8 protein-coding genes and 1 pseudogene are annotated in these 9,497 nt (G+C 34.8%); 5 read left to right on the forward strand and 4 right to left on the reverse strand.

Translation table 11 applies throughout. The annotated features are described in order from the left end of the window. Window positions 1–42 precede the first annotated feature (42 nt). The 5 genes from M899_RS09520 to M899_RS09540 all read left to right on the forward strand — a co-directional run bounded on the left by M899_RS09520 (window position 43) and on the right by M899_RS09540 (window position 6,352). Window positions 43–858, forward strand: coding sequence for a peptidylprolyl isomerase (locus M899_RS09520; protein ID WP_021271228.1), 816 nt, complete (start codon window positions 43–45; stop codon window positions 856–858). A 72-nt stretch (window positions 859–930) separates the two neighbouring features. Then, window positions 931–1,839 carry a SurA N-terminal domain-containing protein gene (locus M899_RS09525; RefSeq protein ID WP_021271230.1) on the forward strand — a complete coding sequence of 303 codons (909 nt, stop codon included), beginning with the start codon at window positions 931–933 and terminating at the stop codon, window positions 1,837–1,839. A gap of 6 nt (window positions 1,840–1,845) precedes the next feature. After that, a complete protein-coding gene (locus M899_RS09530; protein WP_021271220.1) occupies window positions 1,846–2,766 on the forward strand; it encodes a PdxA family dehydrogenase in 921 nt (306 codons plus the stop codon). A gap of 2 nt (window positions 2,767–2,768) precedes the next feature. Next, window positions 2,769–5,585: an excinuclease ABC subunit UvrA gene (uvrA, locus tag M899_RS09535; RefSeq protein WP_021271217.1), complete on the forward strand. Its 2,817-nt coding sequence runs from the start codon at window positions 2,769–2,771 to the stop codon at window positions 5,583–5,585. Then, the gene (locus tag M899_RS09540) at window positions 5,582–6,352 is read left to right on the forward strand and encodes a TrmH family RNA methyltransferase (RefSeq protein ID WP_021271208.1); all 771 of its coding nucleotides are present in this window, start codon (window positions 5,582–5,584) and stop codon (window positions 6,350–6,352) included. Before uvrA ends, M899_RS09540 begins: the two co-directional genes overlap by 4 nt. 26 nt (window positions 6,353–6,378) lie before the next feature. Here M899_RS09540 and ribE read toward each other — a convergent pair whose 3' ends face one another. The 4 genes and pseudogenes from ribE to ribD form a co-directional block, all read right to left on the reverse strand. After that, window positions 6,379–6,846: a 6,7-dimethyl-8-ribityllumazine synthase gene (ribE, locus tag M899_RS09545; protein ID WP_021271236.1), complete on the reverse strand. Its 468-nt coding sequence runs from the start codon at window positions 6,844–6,846 to the stop codon at window positions 6,379–6,381. Between the two features lie 32 nt (window positions 6,847–6,878). Further along, window positions 6,879–7,496: pseudogene (gene ribB, locus M899_RS09550) on the reverse strand (3,4-dihydroxy-2-butanone-4-phosphate synthase); the annotation flags it as partial. Further along, window positions 7,497–8,144, reverse strand: a complete 648-nt coding sequence (locus tag M899_RS09555) for a riboflavin synthase (RefSeq protein WP_021271219.1) — start codon at window positions 8,142–8,144, stop codon at window positions 7,497–7,499. It lies immediately after the preceding pseudogene. Continuing rightward, window positions 8,144–9,277, reverse strand: coding sequence for a bifunctional diaminohydroxyphosphoribosylaminopyrimidine deaminase/5-amino-6-(5-phosphoribosylamino)uracil reductase RibD (gene ribD, locus M899_RS09560; protein WP_021271215.1), 1,134 nt, complete (start codon window positions 9,275–9,277; stop codon window positions 8,144–8,146). The genes M899_RS09555 and ribD overlap by 1 nt, the downstream gene beginning before the upstream one ends. Window positions 9,278–9,497: the final 220 nt, after the last annotated feature.

The following is a 9,497-nucleotide window of genomic DNA, read 5'->3' on the forward strand; positions in this document are numbered from 1 at the left end:
TACAATAAGATGGAATGGAAACAATTTCTCGAGGGAATGACAATGCGAAAAGGAATTACCTTACTCTCATTAATGCTTGGTTTTAGCTTAATCTCTTTTGCTGCCAACGATCCAGTTGTTGCAACAGTTAACGGCGTACAAATCAAACAATCAGAATTAGACAAAAATTATAAACAAAATCTTCTAGTTGTATCAAATGACATTGTTACAAAAGGAAAGGTTTTAAGAGACATGGTGAATAGAGTTCTTGGAATTCAAAGGGCCAAACAAAATGGTCTCGACAAAGATCCAATTGTTAAAGAAAAAATGGAAGATGTGATGTATCACGCCCAAGTTTCTAAGGATCTTGAACCAAAACTTAAAAAGATCGTTGTAACTGATAAAGATGTTGATACTTATTACACAGAACATCCTGAGTACAGAACAGCTCACATTCTTTTTAGAATGAGAGCAACACCTGAAAAAGATGAAGAAGAAGCTGCGATGAAACAAGCTTTCAAAGTTTATGATGCTTTAAAAACTGATCCATCTAAATTTCCAGAGCTAGCTAACAAATTCTCTCAAATCAGCACTGCACCAAATGGTGGAGATATTGGCTTCCAACCTGCCATGAATCTTGCTCCTGAATACTTTGCAGCAATTAAAGGGAAGGAAGTTGGTTATATTACTCCTCCTGTTAAGACTCAGTTTGGACTTCACATTGTTAAAATTCTTGCAAAACGCAATGTTAAAGATATCAATCAAGAGCTTTATAAAAAAATCGTTTATGACATTAAGCGTGATGAAATCCTTAAAGCTTATTTCAAAGACCTTAGAGAAAAAGCGAAGATTTCAATTAACACTGAACTTCTAAAATAATTAGCATACGCGCCTTGTATAACGCTTCATATTAATCTATCTTTAATACTTATAATTTGGAGATAGATTAATATGAAGCGTTTCTTTTTATTTATATCATTACTTATTTGTTTCAATGCCAATGCCGTTCTATTAGATAAAATCGTTGCCGTAATTGATGACAACGTAATCACGCAATCAATGGTTAGTAGAATTAAGACTAATATTGAGGCCAGAAGAAATATTTCACCTTTCATTTATAAGAAGTCGAAATACACAGATAAAGAAGTCGCAGAGATTCTAGTGCACGTTGAAGTTGTTAGAAACAAACTCACTGAACTAGGGGTAGTAATCAGTGACGACCACGTAGAATCAGAAATCAAAGGCAAAGAAAAGGCCCTTGGTTTATCTAGACAAGAACTCCTTAAGTTCCTTAAAAATAACAAGACTACTTTTGATGAATTTTTTGAAATTACAAGAGAGGCCATAGAGTTTAATCAGTTTAACTCTAGAGTTATTGCACCATTAATTTCTGTTACGGATCAAGAAGTAAAAAATAAATTCTTCAACGATAATCTTGATAATAAAACATTATCTTTCAAATATACTCTTGTAGATTTCTCTCTTGATAAAAACATCATTGGAAAAAACAAAACAAACTTTAGAGATGCACTTAAAACATTTCAAACAAGTGGTGTAATTCCTGAGAAGTACAAGAACATGAAAACAAATGTACTAGGGGATATTACTGAAGAAGGTCTAACTGCAGAGCTAAAGAAAATTCTAAAACAAACTGAAGAAGGTAAGCTTTCAGCACCAATAACTCTATATGACGAGGTACACGTTTTCTTTGTTAAGAAAAAAGACTTAGTTGAATCTGAACAATTTACAAGAGTTAAAGAAAATATAAGAGGTCAACTCTTCACAGAGAAGGCCCTAGATGTTACAGAGAGCTGGTATAAGCGCGAAGTAAATAAACATTACGTTAAATATTTCTTTTAATTTTTTATGATTAGAGTAACGCAGGGACATGAACTTGGTATTGGACCAGAAGTATTTTTAAAAAGCTTCTGCTTGCTAAATACTTACGAACAATCCCTGTTTCTCTTTTACGTAAAAAAAGAAACCTTAGAAAATCATCTCAAACTCTGTAAAATTAATTATACAATTCAAAACAACACCGTAGTTTTTGCAGGCAACAAGCTTCAATGTCATTTCATTAGCGACGACAACTTCCAAAGTGAAGTTGCGCTTAGAGAAGCTCTAAAGAACATTGATAATGGTGATATTCTGTTAACAATGCCTACTAGCAAAGACCAGCTTGCAATTGGTAACCAAAGCCATTCTGGTTATACTGAATATTTGCGCAAAAAATACAATACAGAACTTTCAATGGTATTCAGTTCTGGTGAAGAGAATGTTTTACTGGTGACTGATCATATTAGACTTAGTGATGTTACTCAAAAAATAAATTCTGAACTTATTCACAAAAAAGTTCAGCTCACATTGGATAATTTCAAAAAATATTTCTCATGCATTTCTAATATTTATTTCTCAGGACTTAATCCTCACTGTGGAGAAAATGGATTACTAGGAAATGAAGATAAATGTATTGATGAAGCTATAACAAAGCTTAGACAAAGTTACCCCCTGTTGAATTTCACTGGTCCTATTTCCGGGGATACCTTATATTTAAGTCCAAAATCTATTACAAATTTGGACGTGTATATGTATCACGATCAAGGTCTTGGGGTTTTTAAGTCTAAAAACTATGTTAAGGGTTTAAATATAACCTTAGGACTACCATTTTTAAGAATGAGTGTAGATCATGGTACGGCCTTTGATTTGTATGGAAAAAATAAGGCGAACTATATTGGCTGTCATTTTCTCTTAAAGACGGCCATCTCAGTATCTAATTCTAGGAAATAAATATGTCTAATAATGAGAATATCATTGTTACTAATGCAAATGTTCACAATCTAAAGAATGTCTCTGTTACTATTCCAAGAAATTCTCTTACTGTAGTTACGGGCCCATCTGGTTCAGGTAAAAGCTCACTTGCTTTTGATACCATTTATGTAGAAGGGCAAAGACGATATATTGAAAGTTTGTCTTCCTATGCACGACAGTTTCTTGGCCAATATCAACAGCCTGATGTCGAATCAATTATTGGCTTATCGCCATCTATTGCTATTGACCAAAAAACAAGTTCACGTAACCCTAGATCAACAGTTGGAACAACAACTGAAATTTATGATTATATGCGTGTTCTTTTTGCTAGAGCTGGAACCATGTATTGTCCTGACACTGGTGTTGAAATAAAGACTTATACACCGACACAAATTGTAAAAAGCTTACTCGCTCTAAAAGAAAAAACAAAGCTACAGATTGTCGCACCCGTATTTAGTGGTAAAGGAAAAGAACTAGAGCTTCATATTAAGAAATTCATCACGATGGGTTTCAATAAGTGTATTTTAGAAAAAGAAGTTGTAGAGCTTTCAGATGATTTAAAATTCAATAAGACTAAGGAATACAATTTCAAAATTGTAATTGATCGTATGCTTGTACGCTCCGATGTTGAAAAGCGTCTCACTGATTCTGTTGAATATGCTCTTAAACTCGGAAATGGAGCTCTTATCGTACTTGCTGATGAAAAAGAGCTATCTTTTTCCGAAAAGAACGTATCTCCAAAGACTGGAGAATTACTCCCAGATCTAGAGCCAAGACTCTTTTCATTCAATTCTCCAATAGGTGCTTGTCCTTGTTGTAACGGTATTGGAGAGACTAAAACATTTGACCAAGATTTAATGGTTCTTGATGAAAATTTATCTATTTTAGATGGTGCTATTACGCCACTAAAAAAGAAGAATATGTTCCTCTATAAAATGGTTGAGAGTATTGCAGAAGTTGAGAAAGTGGATCTTTCTAAACCACTGAATAAGCTTCCAAAAAAATTCTATAATCTACTTTTTGAAGGATCTGACAAAGTTTATAAATATTCTTTTAGATCAGAGAATTCTAATTTTGAATTTTCAAAACCATTTCCAGGAATTCCTTCTTGGTTGGAAAAAAAGTTTTTAGAGACAAACTCTGATAAAGTTCGAATTGAACTTGAAGAGTTCATGAAAATTAAAAAATGTCCTGATTGTAAAGGACAAAGACTTAATAAATATGCCCTTTCTACTAAAATAGATGGCCATGACATCATTGCACTCACATCTCTAAGTATCGAAGATTGTCTTCTTGCTGTTAAAAAAATTAAGTTAAGTGGAGATAAAAAGATCATCTCTGAGAAACTTTTAAAAGAAATTCTCGATCGCTTAACTTTTTTAAACAATGTTGGACTTGGCTACTTAAGCCTTGAAAGAGGGGCATCAACACTTTCTGGTGGAGAGAGCCAACGAATTCGTTTGGCCACTCAAATTGGTTCAGCTCTTTCAGGTGTACTCTATGTTCTTGATGAACCTAGTATTGGTCTACACCAAAAAGATAATGAAAAACTAATTGAAACATTAAAAGAGCTTAGAAATCTTGGAAACACTGTCTTAGTTGTAGAGCACGATGAAGATACAATGAATGCAGCTGATTATATTATCGATATGGGTCCAGGCGCCGGTGTTCATGGTGGTTCTATTGTTACAGCAGGACCAATTAAAGATGTTTTAAAGTCAAAAGAATCAATTACCGCACGCTACCTAACTGGTAGAGATTCTATTGTTGTTCCTGCACAAAGAAAGCAGTTAGATAAGTTTATAACCCTGAAGGGTGCTTCAGAAAATAATATTTCAAAACTCAATGTAAAACTACCTCTAGGTGGCGTCGTTTGTTTAACCGGAGTTAGTGGCTCTGGTAAATCAACTCTATTACATCAAGTTCTTGTACCTGCTGTTAAATACAATCTTGCAGGTAAAAATAAGCTTCTCTATAAAAAAAATAACTATCAATCTGTAACTGGACTAGAAGATATCAAGACAGTTATTGAACTCGATCAAAGCCCAATTGGTCGTACACCTCATTCAAACCCTGCAACATATACAGGACTATTTGATAATATCAGATTACTTTTTTCTAAAACTCCAGATTCACAAGTTAGGGGTTATAAACAAGGTCGCTTCAGTTTCAATGTGAAAGGTGGGCGTTGTGAAGAATGTGAAGGAAATGGTGTTAAAAAAATAGAAATGCACTTTTTACCAGACGTGTACATCACTTGTAGTGAATGTAACGGTTCACGCTATAACAAAGAAACTTTATCAATTTTATATAAAGGTAAAAATATCGCTGATGTTCTTCAAATGACCATTGAAGAGGCCTATGATTTTTTCAAAAATCACAATAATCTCGCCAGAGTTCTTGGAACATTAAATGATGTTGGTCTAGGTTATATGAAACTTGGTCAACCTGCGACAACACTAAGTGGGGGAGAGGCCCAAAGGCTTAAACTTGCACGTGAGCTTGCGAAAACGACAAAAGGTCACACTCTTTACGTCTTAGATGAGCCAACTACAGGTCTTCATTTTGAAGATATCAAAATTCTTCTTAAGGCCATTCACTCGTTAGTTGAAAATAATAATTCTGTTGTAATTATTGAGCACAATCTCGATGTTATAAAAACAGCTGATTATATTATTGACCTTGGGCCAGATGGTGGTAAAAACGGTGGAACAATCGTCGCCGAGGGAACTCCTGAGCAAGTTGCAAAAGTGAAGGGAAGTTACACGGCTAAATTTTTAAAGAAAGTACTGAAATGAATTTAGAAGTTATTACAGATATCAACGACCAAAGAATTGAAGAATTCAAAGGCCTAAAAGACAATACTTTAAATGCCCGCAACCTGTTAATTGCTGAAAGTGAAAAGGTTGTTTTAAAGCTTTTAAAAAGCGAAAAACCTGTTCTGAAATTGTTTATTAATGAAGAGTTTTTTCAAAAATATACTGACCTCATCAGTAGTAAAAATTGCGAACTTTATACAGGAACCAAAGAAGTCATGGAGTCGATTGTCGGATTCAATCTTCACCATGGTGTAATGGCCCTTACCCATAGACCTAGTCATGTAAATATAGATGAACTAGATGATAGAATTCTTATTCTTAATGGTCTTACATCACCAGAAAATGTAGGGACTATGGTAAGAAACGCTGCTGCATTCAATGTTAACTCTATCTTGCATGACTTTAAAACATGCTCACCATATTTACGCCGATGTGTTCGCGTATCTATGGGAAATATATTTAATGTAAAAGTACATTCCACTGATAATCTAGTTGGGACATTAAAGACTCTTCAGAGTAATGGTTACCAAATTTTTGCTACTGCTAATGAAGAGGGTGCTCTTGATCTTCCTGGGTTCAAATTTCCCAAAAAAGCGGCCGTAATAATTGGAAGTGAAGGTCATGGGATTGATGAGATTGTAAAAAAGACTGCTGATACAATTTTAAGAATTCCAATCAATGAACATGTTGCTCATTTAAACGCCGCATGCTCATCGTCGATTTTTCTATACGCTTTGACACAATAAAAAAGGCTCCTTGCGGAGCCTTTTAATTATTTCATACTACCAAGTAGTGAACTCATTTCAATTGCTGTTAAAGCAGCTTCCCAGCCTTTATTTCCGGCCTTAGTACCAGCTCTTTCAATTGCCTGTTCAATAGTATCTGTCGTAAGAACACCAAAGATAACAGGAACGCCAGCATCAAGTGATACTCTAGATACACCTTTAGCAACTTCACTTGATACATAATCAAAGTGTGGAGTTGATCCTCTAATAACAGCACCAAGGCTGATTACAGCATCATATTTTTTTGTTTCAACTAACTTTTTTGCCATCAATGGAATTTCAAAAGCACCAGGAACCCAAGCAATATCTACTTTATCCATATCACCTTGGTGTCTCTTGATACAGTCTAGAGCACCATCTACAAGTTTACCTGTAATGAACTCATTAAAACGTCCTGCAACGATTGCAAATTTTTTACCTTCAGCGTTTAAATTACCTTCTAAATAGTTTGGCATATATCTTCTCCGTCATTTAGTTCTTTATTATTTAATAGCTCTATAGCTTTTCTTTTATAATCAATCAAATCCTTAATAGTGATAAATTTCAGGCCGAATCTTTGCGCCATTTTATGAAGACTATCACGCTTTGCCATTGAACCATCTTCATCCATAATTTCACAAATAACGCCTGCTGGGTAACACCCGGCCATTCTTGCAAGATCAACTGCGGCCTCTGTATGACCATTTCTTTCTAAAACACCACCATCACGAGCGATCAATGGAAAGATATGTCCCGGTCTTAATAAATCAGAAGGAGTCGTTTCTTGTCTTGTAAGAGATAAAATTGTTAAAGAACGATCACTACATGAAATACCTGTTCCAGTATCTTTATGATCGATAGAAACAGTGAAAGCAGTGTGGTGAAGTTCATTATTTTTTTGAACCATTAATGGAAGATCAAGTTCCTCGGCCCTTTTAGCGGTGATTGGAGTGCAAATTAATCCACGTCCATGAGTTGCCATAAAATTAATATGATGAGGCATACATCTATCTGCTGCCATAATGAAGTCACCTTCATTTTCTCTATCTTCATCATCAACAACGATAATCATATTACCTTTGCGAATCTCTTCGATAGCGTCTTCAATCTTGTCAAAAATGTTCATTTAATAACCTTTCGATCTAAACCATTCATCACTCATGATGGCCGGCCCAGATTGTTTAATACCTAGTAAACTTTCAATATATTTTCCTAGGATATCAACTTCTATATTAACTAAGCTTCCGTTATATCTATTTTTCAAAACCGTATTCATCCAAGTATGGGGAATTATCGATACTGTAAAAATACGACCTTCCTTATCCACATCTGAAACTGTTAACGAAATTCCATCAATTGTAATAGACCCTTCCTTAACAATATATTTCATCTGGTCGATTCCAACTTGAATTCGAACAGTATAATTATTGCCACGACTATCAATTGAGATAATTGTCCCAACATCATTTACATGCCCTTGAACAATGTGGCCACCTAGACGGTCTGATAATCTCATTGCTAGTTCAAGATTTACATTGTCACCAACTCGTAAGTTACCAAGAGTCGTTTTTTGAAGAGTTGTATGGACAGCTTGTACTGTAAAACAATCTCCATTAATTTTAACCGCCGTTTGACATGCTCCATTCACAGATACAGAATCGTCAATTTCGATATCTTTGATCAATGCCTTTGACTCGATCGTAAAGAGTTTTCCCTCTGCATTGGCCGTAATAGCTCTTATTTTCCCGATATCTTTTACTAAACCTGTAAACATTAAACACTCCCTTTTGCTGGAGGGTAGCCAGTTAAAACAATTTGTTCATTGATAACTTGGTAAGAAACATTTTCAAGTCTTATAGATTCACTCATTAAAGAACGAGAACTATCTTCATAAAAGCTGATACCGTTTCCAATAATCTTTGGACAAATGAAAGACGTTATTTTGTCATATTTATTATTATTGATTAAAGATGAAATCAACTTAGAACCACCCTCAACAAGAATAGAAGTGATCTTCATTTCACCTAATTTTTTAAGTGCTTCGTCAAAGTCGTAACTCTTGGCCTTAAGTCCTGCAAATACAACCTTGATAGATTTATTTTTAATATGTTCGACGATATGCGAAGGAGCATCTTGATAATCTTCTATACTTGTTACTAGAATTGTCTTTTCTGTGTGTTCATCACTTAAAATTTGAAGATCGGTATTTAGACCCTTTAAGCTTCCTACCACAATTCTATAGGGAACCTTTCCCTTTGAATCAATACCCATTCTAATATTTAATTTTGCATCGTCGTTTAATAGTGTCGCTTTACCAATCATGACAGCATCATATTTTAAACGTAAGTGGTGAACTTCTCTGCGAGCATCTTCATCACTAATCCATTTCGAATCACCACTTTTTGTAGCAATTTTTCCATCTAGAGTTTGGGCAAATTTAATATTTATAAACGGCAATCCCGTTTTTATATATTTAAAAAACACCTCGTTAACTTTTGCACCCTCATTCTCAAGTACACCTGTCACGACTTCAATCCCGGCCTCTTGAAGGATTTTTACACCTTTACCTGCAACAAATGGATTAGGATCCAAATTGGAAATTACAACTCGCTTAATTTTTGAAGCTAAAATTAAATTAGTACAAGGCGGGGTTTGCTTATTTGTGTGACAACAAGGTTCCAATGAACAGTAAAGTGTTGCACCCTCTACGCTTTCAGTTGCATTTTTTATGGCATTAACTTCTGCATGTGGTCCACCATATTTCTCATGATAACCCTCACCAAGAATAATCCCGTTCTTTACAACGACAGCGCCAACGAGTGGATTAGGGGAAACAGTCCCTAAACCAAAAAGGGCCAAATCAATGGCCCTTTTCATATAAATTTGATCTTTTGAATCAGTGCTCATGCCTTTTCTATAACATGATACTCAAGAAAAAGAGAGACCTATTAAAGTTCTTTCACTAAAAGCTCAAGACCTCTAAGATCCTCAATAATTTCTTGTTGAAGCTCTACAGATGAATCTAGACCGAATTCTTCGATCTTCTTCTCAACATCTTTTACACCTGATTCAAATGAGTTAATGATCGTTGCTCTGATCTTACCCTCAACTAAATCACTTGTGTCAT

This window comes from Bacteriovorax sp. BSW11_IV (genome assembly GCF_000447755.1).
Taxonomy (GTDB): Bacteria; Bdellovibrionota; Bacteriovoracia; order Bacteriovoracales; family Bacteriovoracaceae; genus BSW11-IV.